This is a genomic window from Brevundimonas sp. (assembly GCF_041648115.1).
In the GTDB taxonomy this organism is placed as follows: Bacteria; Pseudomonadota; Alphaproteobacteria; order Caulobacterales; family Caulobacteraceae; genus Brevundimonas.
Genome location: NZ_JBAZPR010000019.1, coordinates 1 through 14,537, shown reverse-complemented (window position 1 = coordinate 14,537; position 14,537 = coordinate 1). Strand labels below are relative to the sequence as shown.

At 68.6% G+C, this 14,537-nt stretch carries 19 protein-coding genes; 10 read left to right on the top strand and 9 right to left on the bottom strand.

The window, feature by feature from the left end; genetic code table 11:
- Positions 1-51: 51 nt before the first annotated feature.
- The 3 genes from WC597_RS15620 (at position 52) to WC597_RS15610 (ending at position 3,970) form a co-directional block, all read left to right on the top strand.
- The gene (locus WC597_RS15620) at positions 52-993 is read left to right on the top strand and encodes a mechanosensitive ion channel family protein (RefSeq protein WP_372694782.1); all 942 of its coding nucleotides are present in this window, start codon (positions 52-54) and stop codon (positions 991-993) included.
- Positions 993-2,009, top strand: coding sequence for a low specificity L-threonine aldolase (locus WC597_RS15615; protein ID WP_372694780.1), 1,017 nt, complete (start codon positions 993-995; stop codon positions 2,007-2,009). The genes WC597_RS15620 and WC597_RS15615 overlap by 1 nt, the downstream gene beginning before the upstream one ends.
- 68 nt (positions 2,010-2,077) lie before the next feature.
- Complete coding sequence (locus WC597_RS15610) at positions 2,078-3,970, top strand: ABC transporter ATP-binding protein/permease (RefSeq protein WP_372694778.1); 1,893 nt, start codon at positions 2,078-2,080, stop codon at positions 3,968-3,970.
- Here WC597_RS15610 and WC597_RS15605 read toward each other — a convergent pair.
- The 6 genes from WC597_RS15605 to WC597_RS15580 all read right to left on the bottom strand — a co-directional run bounded on the left by WC597_RS15605 (position 3,955) and on the right by WC597_RS15580 (position 7,544).
- Positions 3,955-4,434, bottom strand: coding sequence for a chemotaxis protein CheE (locus tag WC597_RS15605; protein ID WP_372694776.1), 480 nt, complete (start codon positions 4,432-4,434; stop codon positions 3,955-3,957). The genes WC597_RS15610 and WC597_RS15605 overlap by 16 nt on opposite strands.
- Positions 4,431-4,982, bottom strand: a complete 552-nt coding sequence (locus WC597_RS15600; protein WP_372694774.1) for a response regulator — start codon at positions 4,980-4,982, stop codon at positions 4,431-4,433. Before WC597_RS15600 ends, WC597_RS15605 begins: the two co-directional genes overlap by 4 nt.
- 122 nt (positions 4,983-5,104) lie before the next feature.
- Entirely contained in the window at positions 5,105-6,052 is a 948-nt protein-coding gene (locus tag WC597_RS15595; protein WP_159844693.1) for an acetyl-CoA carboxylase carboxyltransferase subunit alpha, read from the bottom strand.
- A gap of 90 nt (positions 6,053-6,142) precedes the next feature.
- Positions 6,143-6,334, bottom strand: a complete 192-nt coding sequence (locus WC597_RS15590) for a type II toxin-antitoxin system HicA family toxin (RefSeq protein WP_372694772.1) — start codon at positions 6,332-6,334, stop codon at positions 6,143-6,145.
- Positions 6,335-6,399: 65 nt separating this feature from the next.
- Positions 6,400-6,624 (bottom strand): DUF1902 domain-containing protein, encoded by a 225-nt coding sequence (locus WC597_RS15585; protein WP_159844687.1) that lies wholly within the window; start codon positions 6,622-6,624, stop codon positions 6,400-6,402.
- A gap of 17 nt (positions 6,625-6,641) precedes the next feature.
- Positions 6,642-7,544, bottom strand: coding sequence for a site-specific tyrosine recombinase XerD (locus WC597_RS15580; RefSeq protein WP_372694770.1), 903 nt, complete (start codon positions 7,542-7,544; stop codon positions 6,642-6,644).
- Positions 7,545-7,669: 125 nt separating this feature from the next.
- Here WC597_RS15580 and WC597_RS15575 point away from each other — a divergent pair, with 125 nt between their 5' ends.
- The 3 genes from WC597_RS15575 to WC597_RS15565 are packed head-to-tail and all read left to right on the top strand — an operon-like array spanning position 7,670 to position 9,923.
- Complete coding sequence (locus tag WC597_RS15575) at positions 7,670-8,236, top strand: shikimate kinase (RefSeq protein ID WP_372694768.1); 567 nt, start codon at positions 7,670-7,672, stop codon at positions 8,234-8,236.
- The gene (aroB, locus tag WC597_RS15570; RefSeq protein WP_372694766.1) at positions 8,233-9,339 is read left to right on the top strand and encodes a 3-dehydroquinate synthase; all 1,107 of its coding nucleotides are present in this window, start codon (positions 8,233-8,235) and stop codon (positions 9,337-9,339) included. The genes WC597_RS15575 and aroB overlap by 4 nt, the downstream gene beginning before the upstream one ends.
- Positions 9,339-9,923, top strand: coding sequence for a GNAT family N-acetyltransferase (locus WC597_RS15565; protein ID WP_372694842.1), 585 nt, complete (start codon positions 9,339-9,341; stop codon positions 9,921-9,923). The genes aroB and WC597_RS15565 overlap by 1 nt, the downstream gene beginning before the upstream one ends.
- Here WC597_RS15565 and WC597_RS15560 read toward each other — a convergent pair.
- Positions 9,920-10,351, bottom strand: coding sequence for an MliC family protein (locus WC597_RS15560; protein WP_372694764.1), 432 nt, complete (start codon positions 10,349-10,351; stop codon positions 9,920-9,922). The genes WC597_RS15565 and WC597_RS15560 overlap by 4 nt on opposite strands.
- Before the next feature lie 43 nt (positions 10,352-10,394).
- Complete coding sequence (gene tadA, locus WC597_RS15555) at positions 10,395-10,853, bottom strand: tRNA adenosine(34) deaminase TadA (RefSeq protein ID WP_372694762.1); 459 nt, start codon at positions 10,851-10,853, stop codon at positions 10,395-10,397.
- Positions 10,854-10,865: 12 nt separating this feature from the next.
- Between tadA and WC597_RS15550 the strand changes: the two genes are divergently transcribed.
- From WC597_RS15550 to rsmD, 3 genes are read left to right on the top strand one after another with little or no spacing between them, the layout of a single operon-like run.
- The gene (locus tag WC597_RS15550) at positions 10,866-12,422 is read left to right on the top strand and encodes a pseudouridine synthase (RefSeq protein ID WP_372694760.1); all 1,557 of its coding nucleotides are present in this window, start codon (positions 10,866-10,868) and stop codon (positions 12,420-12,422) included.
- A 21-nt stretch (positions 12,423-12,443) separates the two neighbouring features.
- A complete protein-coding gene (locus tag WC597_RS15545) occupies positions 12,444-12,857 on the top strand; it encodes a GFA family protein (protein WP_372694758.1) in 414 nt (137 codons plus the stop codon).
- Positions 12,857-13,432, top strand: coding sequence for a 16S rRNA (guanine(966)-N(2))-methyltransferase RsmD (gene rsmD, locus WC597_RS15540; protein WP_372694756.1), 576 nt, complete (start codon positions 12,857-12,859; stop codon positions 13,430-13,432). The genes WC597_RS15545 and rsmD overlap by 1 nt, the downstream gene beginning before the upstream one ends.
- A 72-nt stretch (positions 13,433-13,504) precedes the next feature.
- On the opposite strand, the gene WC597_RS15535 is transcribed toward rsmD, so the two are convergent.
- Positions 13,505-13,957: a hypothetical protein gene (locus WC597_RS15535; RefSeq protein ID WP_372694754.1), complete on the bottom strand. Its 453-nt coding sequence runs from the start codon at positions 13,955-13,957 to the stop codon at positions 13,505-13,507.
- Positions 13,958-14,152: 195 nt separating this feature from the next.
- Between WC597_RS15535 and WC597_RS15530 the strand changes: the two genes are divergently transcribed.
- Entirely contained in the window at positions 14,153-14,419 is a 267-nt protein-coding gene (locus WC597_RS15530) for a hypothetical protein (protein WP_372694752.1), read from the top strand.
- The last annotated feature ends 118 nt before the right edge of the window (positions 14,420-14,537 follow it).

Here is a 14,537-nt window from a genome sequence, read left to right as displayed (position 1 = left end):
AATCGGGCTTTCGGGGGTTCCAATCGGCGCGCCACGCGTTAGACCCGCCGCATGTCCTCGCCTCTTCCAACCGATGTCGCCCAGGCGGTCGCCGCAGGGCGCAAGGCCGTCTCCATCGACGCCGCCATGATCGCCAAGCTGACCGATATGGCAGGCGACTTCGCGATCAACCTGACCATCGCCATCCTGATCTTCGTCGCCACGGTCTTCGCGGCCAAATGGGCGGCGCGGGCGGCGAGGAACGCCCTGTCACGGGTGAAGGGTTTCCGTCACGATCCGACGGTCTTGAGTTTTGCGGTCCAGGTCGTGCGGGTGGTGGTGTTCATCATCGGCATGATCGCGGTGCTGCAACGGCTGGGGGTGCAGACGACCTCGATCATCGCGGTCCTGGGCGCGGCGTCACTGGCGGTGGGCCTGGCGTTGCAGGGCACGCTGTCGAACGTGGCGTCCGGGATCATGCTGCTGGTGCTGCGGCCCTATCGCGTCGGGGACATCGTCGATGTCGGCGGGATGAACGGCACGGTGCAGCGGTTGGACCTGTTCACGACCCAGTTGTCGAACGCCAACAACCACAAGATCGTCATCCCCAATTCCAAGGTTCTGAGCGATGCGTTGACCAACCTGACCGGCCAGCAGACCCGCCGGATCGAGATCAACTTCACCGTCGGCTACGGCGACGATCTGAACCGGGCGCGCAAGGCGCTGGTCGACATGGCCGAGGCGCATGAGGCGGTGCTGCAAGATCCGCCTCCCTGGACGGGAGTGACGGGCCTGCTGGACAGTTCGGTTCAGGTGACGCTGCACGCCTGGGTCAAGGTCGGTGACTGGTGGCAGACCCAGGCCGATCTGATGCAGGGCGGCAAGGAGGCGCTGGACGCCGCCGGTATCGAGATTCCGTTCCCGCACCAGGTCGCTGTGCCCTATGGCGACCATGACCCGTCGTCCGCCATTCCCGGCGCAACGGCCTCTGTCACCGCGTTCAAGGCCAGTTGATGCGTTACGATTTCGGCTCCGACAACACCGCAGGCATGGCGTTGAGCGCCATCGAGGGCCTGGTGCGCGCCAACAAGGGGTTCGCTAGAGCCTACGGCGCCGACGACGTCACCGCCCGCGCCGCCGATCAGATTCGCCAGCGGCTGGATGCCGACGCCGAGGTGCGTTTCGTCTTCAGCGGCACGGCGGCCAACGCCATTGCCCTGTCGATGCTGGCCCAGCCCTACGAGGCGGTGCTGGCGCACAACGCCGCCCACATCTGCACCGACGAGACGGGGGCGCCGGGCTTCTTCGGCCACGGCGTCGGCCTGATCGGCCTGCCGGGCTTTTCGGGCAAGATCGATCCGCTGGCCTTGCAGGCGCAACTGGCCGAACCCGAGGTCGGTCACCGCCAGCCGCCGGCCGCCCTGTCGCTGACCCAGGCGACGGAGTATGGCGCGGTCTATACCGAAGAAGAGCTGCGGCACCTGATCGAGCCGGTCAAGGCGCTGGGCTACGGCGTCCATATGGACGGTGCGCGACTGACCAACGCCGTCGCCTGCGGGTTCGACCTGAAGGACATTCCGCGCCTGGGCGTGGACGTGCTGGTGTTCGGCGGCGCCAAGGCGGGCGCCAACTGCGCCGAGGCCATCGTGCTGTTCGACAAGAGCCTGGCGCGGCGGCTGGACAACCGCCTGAAACAGGCCGGGCAGACGGCGTCGAAGACCCGCCTGCTGTCGGGACCGATGCTGGGGCTTCTGGAAAGCGGCGACTGGGAGGGCGGCGGCGCGCATGCCAATCTGATGGCGCAGAAGCTGGCGGCGGGGATCGCGGGGCGCTCGCCCTATACCCTGGCCCATCCGGTCGAGGCCAACGCCGTCTTCGTGCGCATGCCGACCGAGGCGCACGCACGCCTGAACGCCCTGGGCTGGGCCTGCTATCCGTTCGACGATGGATCGGTGCGGTTCGTCTGTTCGTGGGCGACACAGGAAGCGGCGGTGGACGAGCTGATCGAGGCGGTCGTCGGCCTGGGTTGAGCCACTAATCCCCTGTCACGCGCCAGCGTGGCCTTTCCCCGGTCGCATTGGGTTTCCATATGCGGATCATGGCGATACGAGGCGAACGCTCCGGCGGCAGGCGTGACCCGATGGTCAAGGCGCAGCAGGCGGGGAGCACACAGGACAAGACGGACGGACCCCCGACGCTGACGGCGCTGGCGGACCTTGCGCGGCTGGTAGCTCGTTCGGGCGCGCCGCACCTGAAACTGAGGCTGATCTGCGCCATCCTGCTGACGCTGGCGGGCAAGGGGCTCGGCGTCATGGCGCCCCTGGTGCTGGGCGCGGCGGTCAATCGGCTGGCGGCGGGGCAGGGCGCGGCGACAGCCGTCGGTCTGGGCTTTGCGGCCTTCGCCATCGGCTGGACGGTCGTGCGGTTCCTGTCGGCGGCCTCGCCGCTGGTGTCGGATGTGGTGTTCGCACCCGTCAGATCCGCCGCCCAGCGCACCACGGCGGCCGAGGCCTTCGCCCATGCGCTGAGCCTGTCGCTGGACTTCCACCAGACCAAACGCTCGGGCGCACTGTCGCGGACGATGGATCGCGGGTCACGCGCGGTGGACTTCCTGCTGCGCATCCTGGCCTTCAACCTGATCCCGACCGGGGTCGAGCTGGTGCTGGCGGCGGGGGTGCTGGGCGCGAAATACGACTGGCGGTTCGCCGCCGTCGCGGTGGTCGTTGTGGTCATCTACACCGCCGCCACCTTCGCCATGTCCAACTGGCGGCTGGAGCATCGCCGTATCATGAATGCGGCCGATTCCGAGGCGGCCGGCGTCTCGGTCGACGCCCTGCTGAACTATGAGACGGTCAAGTCGTTCGGCGCCGAGACGCGTGCGGCCCAGACCTATGACCGGGCGCTGGGCGACTATGCCGAGGCCTCGCTGAAGGCCAACAGCTCGCTGGCCATGCTGAACGGGATGCAGGCCCTGGTGATGAACCTGGGACTGGGCGTCATGGCTGTGATGGCCGGGTTCGAGGCGGCGGCCGGGCGGATGGGGCCGGGCGACGTGACGGCGGCCGTCCTGATCATGATCTCGCTGTATGCGCCGCTGAACATCCTGGGCTTCGCCTATCGCGAAATTCGCCAGTCCTTCATCGACATGGAGGAGATGCTGAAGGTGACGCGTCAGACGCCCCAGGTCGCGGACGCCCCCAATGCGCTGGCCCTGCCGCGCCCGGTCGATGCGCGCGGCGCGTCGGTGCGGTTCGAAAACGTCGGCTTCCGCCACGACGCGCGGGCCAATGGGCTGGAGAACGTCAGTTTCTTTGCGGCGCCCGGCACGACGACCGCGCTGGTCGGTCCGTCCGGCTCGGGCAAGTCCACCATCGTCAAACTGGCGTTGCGTCTGCTCGATCCGCAGGAAGGGCGCGTGCTGATCGACGGCCATGATGCGCGTCAGGTGACGCAGGCGTCGTTGCGCGCTGCGGTGGCCCTGGTGCCGCAGGACGTGGCTTTGTTCAACGAGACCCTGGGCGCCAACATCGCGTTCGCCCGACCCGATGCGGACGAGGCCCAGGTCTGGGCGGCGGCCGAGGCGGCGGAACTGGCCGACTTCATTCGCGGCCTGCCGGACGGGATGGAGACGCGGGTGGGAGAACGGGGGTTGAAACTGTCCGGCGGCGAGCGTCAGCGTGTCGGCATCGCGCGGGCTCTGCTGGCCGATCCCTGCATCCTGATCCTGGACGAGGCGACCAGCGCCCTGGACAGCCGAACCGAGGCCGCGATCCAGAAGACCCTGCAAAAGGCGCGTCATGGCCGCACGACCCTGGTGGTGGCGCACCGGCTGTCCACCGTGGCGGATGCCGATCAGATCCTGGTGCTGAAAGCCGGGCGGATCGTAGAGCGCGGCGGGCACCACGAGCTGGTCGCGCGGCAGGGCGGGGAATACGCCGCCCTGTGGCGCAAGCAGACGCGCGCCGGCAAGGCGTCTCAGGTCGCGGACTGATCGCTGGAAGGCAGCTTCTTGCGCAGGACTTCGTGCAGATTGGTCAGGATGGCGCTGCGGGCGGCCTGCTCCTCGGGCGGCAGGGACAGCAGCACCTTCATCGCCTGGGCGTGGACGGTTGCGATGCGCCAGTCGAATCCGCCTTGGCGCGGGGCTGCGTCCAGCAGGTCGCATAGCCCTTTCGCCGCCGTGCACAGGTCGTCCATCGCGAACGGGCTGGCCGCGTCGATGATCTGGCTGGAGGCGGAATAGGCCAGATCCAGCCGCATCGGCTCGATCAGGCCGGGCTCGGGCTTGGCCAACAGCACGGCGATATTGTCGGCGATGATGGCGCGGGCCTGGTCCTGCAAGGCGTCCAGATTGGCCCTGGCCTGGGCCAGGGCGACACCGACGCTGACGCCGCCGGGGCGATCCAGCATCTCGGACAGGCGCGACTTGCGCTGATTGTGGGTGATGACGGTCATAGGGCCAGGCTCTCCATCCCTTTGGCCTTGCGTATCATGTCGACCCGGCGTTCGACGCCCTCATAGCCGCTGTGTCGGAACCGGCGATCGGGTCCCAGATAGTCGCCGACTTCGAGGAAGGGCCGGCTGCCGCGCGCGACCCACAGGATCCGCTCCAGCAGCATGGCGGGGCTGAACGGCTTGGTGACGACGAAGTTGGCGCCGCAGTCCCGTGCCTCGGCTACACGCCCGCGCCGGATGTGGCTGGCGGTCATGATGACGGGAGTGAAGGCGTTGGGGTTGGGCCCGGATCGGCGCAGCCAGCGCACCAGTTCGAACCCGTCGATGTCGGGCATGTCGGTATCCACGACCAGCAGATCGATGGGCTTGTCGGTCAGCAGCTTCTTGGCCTGGGTTCCTGTGCCGCAGGCGAAGGCGGGCCGGATGCCGAACCCGGTCAAGGCGTTGGACGTCAGCGTCAGCGAGAAGGGCGAATCGTCGACGATCATCGTGATCGCGCCACCCAGGTTGAAGACGGCGCTTTCGCGCAGGGATTCGCCGCCGCTCATGCCGCAAAGGCTTCGGTCTGTCCCGCCGTCGTCGTGATCATGGCCGGTCGCAAACCCCCATGCGCTCCAGTGAAGGTCGCAGCGTGGCAGACGATGGTGGATGCTGCGTTAACGCTGTTCGGCTAGAGGGCGCCGATGGCGTAGAAACGGTCGGCGCGCCGCTTCTTGATCTGTTGGGGCGACAGACCCTCGAAGCCTTTCAGCTCTTCCGCCAGAACGTCGCCGACATTGGCCATGGCGGCGTCGCGGTCGGTGTGGGCGCCGCCCACTGGCTCCTCGATCAGGCGATCCACGATCTTCAGGCCCATCAGGTCCGGACCGGTGATCTTCATCGCCATGGCCGCGTCCCTGGCCCGCGCGCCGTCGCGCCACAGGATGCCGGCCGCGCCCTCGGGCGAGATGACCGAATAGATCGAATGCTCCAGCATCAGCACGCGGCTGGCCGCCGCGATGGCGATGGCGCCGCCGGATCCACCTTCGCCGGTGATGGTGGCGATGGAGGGCACGCCCAGGGTCAGGCAGCGCTCGGTCGAGCGGGCGATGGCCTCGGCCTGACCGCGCTCCTCGGCGCCCAGGCCCGGATAGGCGCCGGCCGTGTCGATGAAGCTGAGGACCGGCAGGCCGAACTGCTCGGCCATGTCCATCAGGCGCACGGCCTTGCGATAGCCCTCGGGCCGGGCCATGCCGAAGTTGTGGGTGATGCGGGTGGCGGTGTCGTGGCCCTTTTCATGTCCCATGATCACGACCGGACGGCCGCGAAAGCGCGCCAGGCCGCCCAGGATGGCCTGGTCGTCGCCGAACTGACGGTCGCCGTGCAGTTCGTTCCAGTCGGTGAACAGGCTCTGGACATAGTCGATGAAGTGCGGACGCTGCGGGTGGCGCGCGACCTGGGTCTTCATCCAGGGGTCCAGACCGGCGTAGGTCTTCTTGCGCAGCTGCTCGGCCTTCTTGCGCAGGCCCTCGATCTCGTTGTCGAAATCGCCCGAGGCGTCGGACAGCAGCGACAGCTCCTCGATCTTGGCTTCCAGATCGGCGATCGGCTTTTCGAAGTCGAGATAGTGCGTGGCCATCAAGGCGTCCGGGAACTGCGAGCGGGCAAGAGCGCCCTTGGGGAAGGCGGGGGAACCTAGAGAGGTCAACGCCGCCGGGCAAGCGGCGGTTCAGAAGGCCTTTGGCAAACCGGCCTGTTTGAGGATTTCGTTGGCCATGATCCGCATGGGCTTGGATGGCACGGTGACTTGGCGACCCGCTGCATTTCGCCACTTCTCGTGACTGCCCTTGCCGCCTGGAACGCGCTCGAAGCCGGCATCCTTAAGCCGTCGCGTCAGGTCTCTGTAGTAGTCCTGAACCATCAATCTTCCCCGGAATCGAATCTAGAAACGATTCTCGCGCGGGCCGCAAAGTCGCAACGCCATGGTCAGGCTGCGACCAGATCGAGTTGCCGTGACGCCTCGAAACGAATAGCGACGGGTTCGTGGATGTCCAGATTGGAGGCGAGGAGGTCGGGCGCGAAATGCCTGATCAGATCCTCGAATTCTTCCAGCGTGTCCGTCTGAAGGACGAGGCCCGGAATGTCGGACTCGCTGTACCAAACGCTGGCCTCAGCGTCCCAGATCGCCTTGACGTAGAATGAATGCGCCATGGCCCGAATATGCGCCGTCAGTCGTCGCGCGCCAAGGGGTGGTTTTGCTGGACGACCTGGGCCAGGCGGTCGGTGGCGACGTGGGTGTAGATCTGGGTGGTGGCGATGTCGGCGTGGCCCAGCAGGGTCTGGACGACGCGCAGGTCGGCGCCGCCTTCCAGCAGGTGGGTGGCGAAGGCGTGGCGCAGGACGTGGGGGCTGACGCGGGCCGGGTCGATGCCCGCCGTGATCGCGGCCTCGTCGAGCAACTGGGCGAAGCGGCGCGGGGTCAGATGTCCGGTGCGGCCGGATGACGGGAAGAGCCAGGGACTGTCGGGCGTCTCGGGCTTGCGCTTCTCATCGCGGGCGGTCAGCCAGGCCTTGATGGCCTCGCGGGCGGCGGTGTTCAGGGGCGCGAGCCGTTCCTTGCCGCCCTTGCCGCGCACGATCAGATAGGCGGGGTCGCGGCGGATGACCTCGACCTTGAGCCCCAGCAATTCCGAGACCCGCAGGCCCGAGGCGTAGGCCATCTCGACCAGGGCGACCAGGCGCAGGCCCGCCGCCGCGTCGCGGGCGGCCGCGGCGGCCAGCAGGGCGTCGATCTCGTTGCGGGTCAGAACCTTGGGCAGGGACCGGCCCTGTTTCGGGGCGTCGAGGCGGCGCGACGGATCATCGGTGCGCCAGCCTTCGGCCAGGGCGAAACGATAGAACTGACGCGCGGAGGACCGGCGGCGCGCGGCGGTGGCGGCGGACAGGCCGCGCCGCGACAGGTCGGCGAACCAGCCCTCGACCGCCTCGGCGTCGGCCTTCATCAGGCCGCCGGCGTCCGACAGCGCCGTCTCGGCGTCGGCCAGGTCGCGGCCATAGGCGGACAGGGTGTGGGGCGAGGCGTCGCGTTCGACGGCCATCATCTCCAGAAAGGCCTCGATCTGGGGCGTCATCGCACCGTCCGTCCTTCGAACGGATGGCGTGGGAGCGGGCTTGGTGTAGAGGTTTGATCGATCATGCCTGCCTGCGTCGCCGCCTTCGCCGTCCTTTCGACCGACCGTTCCGCCGGAGCCGCCGGATGAGGCGGCGCGCGAATCCGGGACCGACCCGCACCATAGCCCTGGTCGGGCTGATGGGGGTGGGCAAATCGTCGGTGGGACGCCGGCTGGCCAATCGGCTGAGGTTGCCGTTCGCCGATGGGGACGTGGAGATCGAATCGGCGGCCGGGATGACGGTGTCGGAAATCTTCGCCGCCCTGGGCGAGGCCGAGTTCCGGGCAGGCGAGGCGCGGGTGATCCGCCGCCTGCTGGAGGGGCCGCCCATCGTGCTGGCCACCGGCGGCGGGGCGATGATGAACCCCGAGACGCGCGCCCTGCTGAAGACGCGTTCCGACACCGTCTGGCTGAGGGCCGATCTGGCGGTGATCGCGGAACGGGTGGCGCGGCGCGACACGCGGCCGTTGCTGCGCGGCAAGGATCCGCTGGAGGTGCTGACCGGCTTGGCCGAGGCGCGCTACCCTATCTATGGCGAGGCGGACGTGACGGTGGACGTGGGCCAGGGCTCGCACGGCCAGGCGGTGGACGCCATTCACAAGAACCTGCGCCGGCACTGGCGCCACAGACGGCGTGCGGAGACGAAGACGTGACGATCATTCCGGTCAGCGGCGGGGCCTTTGCGGCCTATGACGTGGTGGTGGGACGCGGCCTGCTGGCGCAGGCGGGGGCGCATATCGCGCCGCTGGCCAAGGGGCGGACGGTCATCGTCACCGACGAGACGGTGGCGGGCATCCACGCCCAGGCCCTTATGGCGTCGCTGACGGCGGCGGGCGTCAAGAGCGAGATCGTGGCCGTGCCGGCAGGCGAGGGGTCCAAGTCCTTCTCCGAGCTGGAGCGCGTGCTGGACCGGTTGCTGGAGATCGGGCTGGACCGCAAGGATGTGGTGATCGCTCTGGGCGGCGGGGTGGTGGGGGATCTGGCCGGTCTGGCGGCGGCGCTGTTCATGCGCGGGATCGACTTCGTGCAGATCCCGACGACCCTGTTGGCCCAGGTCGATTCGTCGGTCGGCGGCAAGACGGCCATCGACACGCCGCGCGGCAAGAACCTGGTCGGGGCCTTCCATCAGCCGCGTCTGGTGCTGGCCGATATCGACGTGCTGGCGACGCTGCCGCCGCGTCAGGTGAAGTCCGGCTGGGCCGAGGTGCTGAAGCATGGGCTGATCTGCGACGCGGCCTTCTTCGACTGGCTGGCGGGCGAGGGAGCGGCGGGCGCAGACGGCGATCCGGCCGCGCTGGAACGGGCGGTGGTCCGCTCGGTCGAGATCAAGAGCGCGGTGGTCGGCGAGGACGAGAAGGAGGCGGGGCGGCGCGCCCTGCTGAACCTGGGCCACACCTTCGGCCATGCGGTCGAGACCGAGGTCGGCTTCGCCGAGGGTGCGCTGGCCCACGGCGAGGCGGTGGCCCTTGGGTGCTGCATGGCCTTCCGGTATTCGGCGCGCGAGGGGCTGTGCTCTGCCGCCGATGTGGAACGGGTCGAGGCGGTGGTCGCGGCGGCGGGCCTGCCGACCCAGCTGGCGCAGGCGGGGGTGTTCGCGGCGGATCGGCTGCTGGCCCTGATGGCCGGCGACAAGAAGGCCGAGGGCGGGGCGCTGACCCTGATCCTGGCGCGCGGCATCGGCCAGGCCTTCGTGGCCAAGGGTGTGGATGCCGCCAAGGTGCGCGCCTTCCTGATCGAGGAAGGCGCGACCGCGTGATGCGAATCGCCACGATCCCGCTGGAGGACCGTTTCGTGCGGCTGGAGCCGTTCGAGGATGGGCTGAAAACCGAGGTGCGGGCGGCGCTGGACTGCGACGCGGCGACCTGGGACATCATGGTCGCGCCGGCCTATGGCGCGCATTTCGAAGCCTGGTGGGACAGCGCCCTGGCGGCGATGCAGGCGGGCACACGGATCGCCTATGCGGTGCGGCGGCTGTCGGACCGCGTGGTGGTCGGCACGACCAGCCTGTACGAGATCAATCCGGCCTATCGCCGCTGCGAGATCGGGTCGACCTTCTATCGGCCGCAGGCGCGGGGCGGGGCGAGCAATCCGGCCTGCAAGCGGCTGTTGCTGGGCCACGCGTTCGATTCTGGCGCGGTGCGGGTCGAGATCATCACAGACGCCGTTAACGCCCAGAGCCAGGCCGCCATCCTGAAGCTGGGCGCCAAGGCCGAAGGCGTGCTGCGCAAGCACAAGATCACCTGGACCGGCCGGGCGCGCGACACCGCCATGTTCGCGGTTATCGACGATGACTGGCCCGCGGTGCGCGACGGGCTGGATCGGCGGCTGGCGGCGTTTTAGTCCACCGCCCGGCACTGCGTGGGCTGGCGGCCTTCGACGGACCAGGTGGCGAGGACTCCCTTGCCGCGCAGTTCGACGTTGGAGGCACGGTACCAGATGCCGTCGGCGGCGCGTTCCTGATACAGGTCGATGGCCTCGCCGGACGAGTTGCGGATAGTCGCCATCTGGCGCGGATTGTCGAAATCGACCGACAGGCGCTCGCCATTGTCGCACAGATAGACGGTGTGGACGACGCGGTTCAGCGTGCGGTCCTGGATCTCGGCGCCGGTGCGCTGGCGGGCGGTCTGGGCGTCGATGGCGCGTTCCTTGACCTCGTCGCCGGTACGCGGCGCCTTGTCGGGATCGGGACCGCAGGCGGTCAAAAGGGCCAGGGCGGCAAGCCCGCTGAAGACGATCGACTGCGGCAGATCCGGCTTGAACAACGACATTCCCTCCACGGCGACGCCCAACAGCGCAGCTTTTCGCGGCGTTCTAACGTGCGCCGCCTGCAGCCGTTCCCCTCCGTTGACGGAAGAAGGACTTGAGCAGGTTGGACGCCTCTTGCCCCAGAAGACCTGAGTCCGTCGTCGGGCGCCAGTGGCAGGTGGATTGTTCGAACAGGCGAGGGCCGTGGATGACCGCGCCGCCCTTGGGATCGTCGGCGGCCCAGACGACGCGGCCGATGCGGGCGTGGCTGATGGCGCCGGCGCACATGGCGCACGGCTCCAGCGTGACATAGAGGGTCAGGCCCGTGAGACGGTAGTTGTCCAGCGCCGTCGCCGCGCGGCGCATGGCGACGATCTCGGCATGGGCGGTGGGGTCGTGCGCGGCGATGGGACCGTTGGCGCCGGTCGAAATTACCTCACCTGAGGCCGGATCGACAAGAATTGCACCCACGGGCACCTCTCCTGCGTCCGCCGCCGCTTGCGCTTGGTCCAGCGCCATGCGCATGAACCGCTCATCATGGTCCGCCATACAGACGACAACGACAAGAAGCCCCGCGCCCGTCAAGACGAACGGTCGCCCCGGCCCTTTAAATCCTCCGGTCCCCGCAAGAGCGGCGACGGGACGAAATCCTATGGCGACAAGCCACGCAGCCCTCGCGAAGACGGCCCCAAGCGGTTCGGCGACAAGCCGGCGCGAGCGGGGGCGAGCGATCGTCCGCGCAGCGACAAGGGCGCGGATAGGGGCGGCGGCAAGGACAACAAGGCGTCCGACACGCCCCTGCGCGCCGAGCGAATCGCCAAGACCATGGCCCGCGCGGGTATCGCCTCGCGTCGTGAGGTCGAGCGTCTGATCGGCCTGGGCAAGGTGGCGGTGAACGGCCGCATCCTGGACACGCCGGCGACCCTGGTGACGCGCGACGACGTGATCACCGTGGACGGCAAGCCCATGGGCGGGGCGCAGGCGACGCGCGTCTGGCGCTATCACAAGCCCGCTGGCCTGCTGACCAGCCACAAGGATCCGACGGGCCGCCCGACGGTGTTCGACGCCCTGCCGGCCGGCCTGCCGCGCGTGATCTCGATCGGACGGCTGGATCTGTCGACCGAAGGCCTGCTGCTGCTGACCAACGACGGCGAGCTGAGCCGGGCGATGGAGCTGCCCTCGGCCGGGCTGGTGCGTCAGTACCGGGCGCGGGCGCGGGGCAAAATAACCCAAGAGCAGTTGGACGAGCTGAAGAAAGGCGCCGTCGTGGAGGGCATCTCCTACGGTCCAATGGTGGCGACGCTGGACAAGGCCAAGGAAAGCAAATCCGAGGACGGCCGCACGCCGAGCAACCTGTGGATTTCGGTTTCGATCACCGAGGGCAAGAACCGCGAAGTCCGCAAGGTGCTGGAGTCCGTCGGCCTTACGGTCAACCGGCTGATCCGCCTGGCCTATGGCCCGTTCCGTCTGGACGTCCTGCCCGTCGGGTCGGTCGAGGAGATCGGGCCGCGCGTGATCCGCGAGCTGCTGGCCGACTACATCCGGCCCGAGAACCTGCCGATGGGCAATACGGTCGAGACGCCGGCGCCCATCCCTGGTCGTCGGGTGTCGACGCCGATCCTCAAGGGCAACTCGGGCTCGGCCATGTCCGATCCGTCGCGCAAGCCCAGCCGGGTCCGCGCCGCCGAGACGGCCCAGGCCGATGCGGTCGAGCGCCGTGAGCGTCCGCCCAAGAAGGAAGGCTGGGCCAAGGCGACGCCCCGCACCGTCCATCCCAAGAAGGCCTACAAGCCTCGCGAGGATGGCGAACGCCCTGCGCGCGTCTACACGCCCCGCGAGGATGGTGATCGGCCCGCCCGCACCTATACGCCGCGTGACGGCGCTCCGGCGCGCAGCAGCGACGGTCCCAAGCGTGATTACAAGCCGCGCACGGCGGGCGCAGACGCAGGCAAGCGCGACTTCAAGCCACGCGGCTTCGGCGCCAGCGGCAGCAGCCGCGAGACGCGGCCGCCCCGCACCGGCGGCGGCAAGCCGGCTGGACCCTCGGGCACCAGCGGCCGCGCGCCAGGGGGCAAGCCCCGCACGCCGCGCTAAGCGGCGACTGGAGACCTGACGATGGATGCACGCCTGTCCGGCCGGTGCCTGTGCGGCGCGGTGAGCTTCACCGCCTCGCCCAAGGGCGGCATGCACGCCTGCCATTGCGGCACGTGCCGACACATCTCGGGCGGCATCCTGTTCAGCGTCGATTGCGGCGACAGCGTCGAGGTCCAGGGGGATGTGGCGACCTATGCCTCGTCCGACTGGGCGACGCGGCAGTTCTGCCCCGCGTGCGGGACCGGCCTGTTCTGGCGCGCCAACGATGGCGGGATCACCATGGTCTCGGCCCAGGCTTTCGACGATCCGACGGCCTTTGCGCTGGAGGACGAGTTCTGCATCGAGAGCAAGCCGGCGACCTATGCGCTGGCGGGCGACCGGCCGCGCCTGACCACCGAACAACTGTGGGCGCAGTTCGCGGCGCCTGAGGCCTGATGCGGATCGTCGCCGGCAGCCTGAAGGGCCGGGCCATCGTCGCGCCGGACGGGCAGGGCACGCGCCCGACCTCGGACCGGGCGCGGCAGGCCGTGTTCAATGTGCTGGAACATGCCGCCTGGGCCGAGAGCCTGCAGGGGGCGCGGGTCATTGACCTGTACGCCGGATCGGGCGCCCTGGGGTTCGAGGCGGTCAGCCGGGGGGCGGGCTTCTGCCTGTTCGTCGAGACCGACGACGGCGCGCGCGGCGCCATCCGCGAGAACGCCGACGCCTATGGGCTTATGGGGCGCACGCGGGTGCATCGGCGCAGCGCCACGGACCTGGGCGTGCGGCCCGGCCCCATCGCCGAGGCTTTCGACATCGCCTTCCTGGACCCGCCCTATGGCAAGGGGCTGGGGGAGCAGACGCTGGCGCGGCTGCTGGAGGGCAACTGGCTCAAGCCCGGCGCCATCGTGGTGTTCGAGCGCGGGTCGGACGAGCCGGAGATCGACACGCCCGGCTATCAGCGGCTGGACGCGCGAGACTATGGCGCGGCGCGGGTGCTGTTCCTGAAAGTGATGGCCCCGACCGCCTGAGCGGGAAAAAGTGCACTCCGAATTTTTTGAGTGCACTTTCGTGCAGATTTTTGCGAGCAGATCGCAACGGGATCAGTCCTCGGGCGGCGGACCCAGCAGGGCCTCGTCCTCCTCTGCGATCTCGCGTCGTATCGTGACGCGACAAGCGTCGATGGCCTCGCGGCTCATGCCCTTGAAGAAGTCGGCGTCGAAATCTCGGGCCTCGCGGGCCAGGTCATCGGCCAGACGCCGCCAGCGCCGGGCGTCCGTGGCGCGCCCGCTCTCGACCGCCTCAGCGAAGCGCAGGCGCGCGGTGCGGGCCAGGTCGTCCATGTCCAGGTCGGAATAGAGACCGAGGTCGATCTTGCCGGGCGGGGGCTCGACCTGGTCGCTGCGACGCCAGCCGTATTTGCGGGCGCGACGGCGAAAGGCGGACAGGCCCAGGTCGTGGCGGCGACACACGGCCTCGGCGCTGAGGCCGGACAGATAGTCGGCGCGGGCCTGGGCCCAGGTTTGAGCGGCGCGGATGCGATAGACGTCGGTCATGACCGCAGCCGTAAACCAACGCTACGTCAGATGCGGACGTGGGCGTGTCCTGTCCTTCTCCCGTTGGCGCTGTTAGGGCGCAAAGTCACCTAGAGCCGGGGTGACTAACTGGCTGTTCTGTTTACGTTCTTCGCCATGGAGAACGCATCAAACGACCACCCGGACCGATCCAGCCTGCTCGACAGGCGAGAGGCCTTGCTCATCTACCTCGGCGCCCTTCAGGCGGAGCAGAGCCGTGCGTGCCTTGATCTCGATAAGATCGATGCGGCCTTGCTCGCCTTTCGGCCCAAGCAACCATTGCGGGACGCCGAAGGAAGAAGGCAGCCAAACGGAGAAGCCGTCCGCACGGTTCTGAGAATCCTCAGGGCTGCCGACCAGCCTCTGACGACAGCAGAGATAACCACTGAGGTTCGACGGCTACTGCCGCCTGCCTTCGCACCAACGGAACGGCTGCTGACGTGACCCCCTGAAACTCCTCCAGGAATAGCTAGAGTCCGCCCCTCGAAAGGACGGACAGAATGAAGCGATCAAGATTCACGGAAGAGCAGATCATCGGGATCCTGCGCGAGCAGGAGGCCGG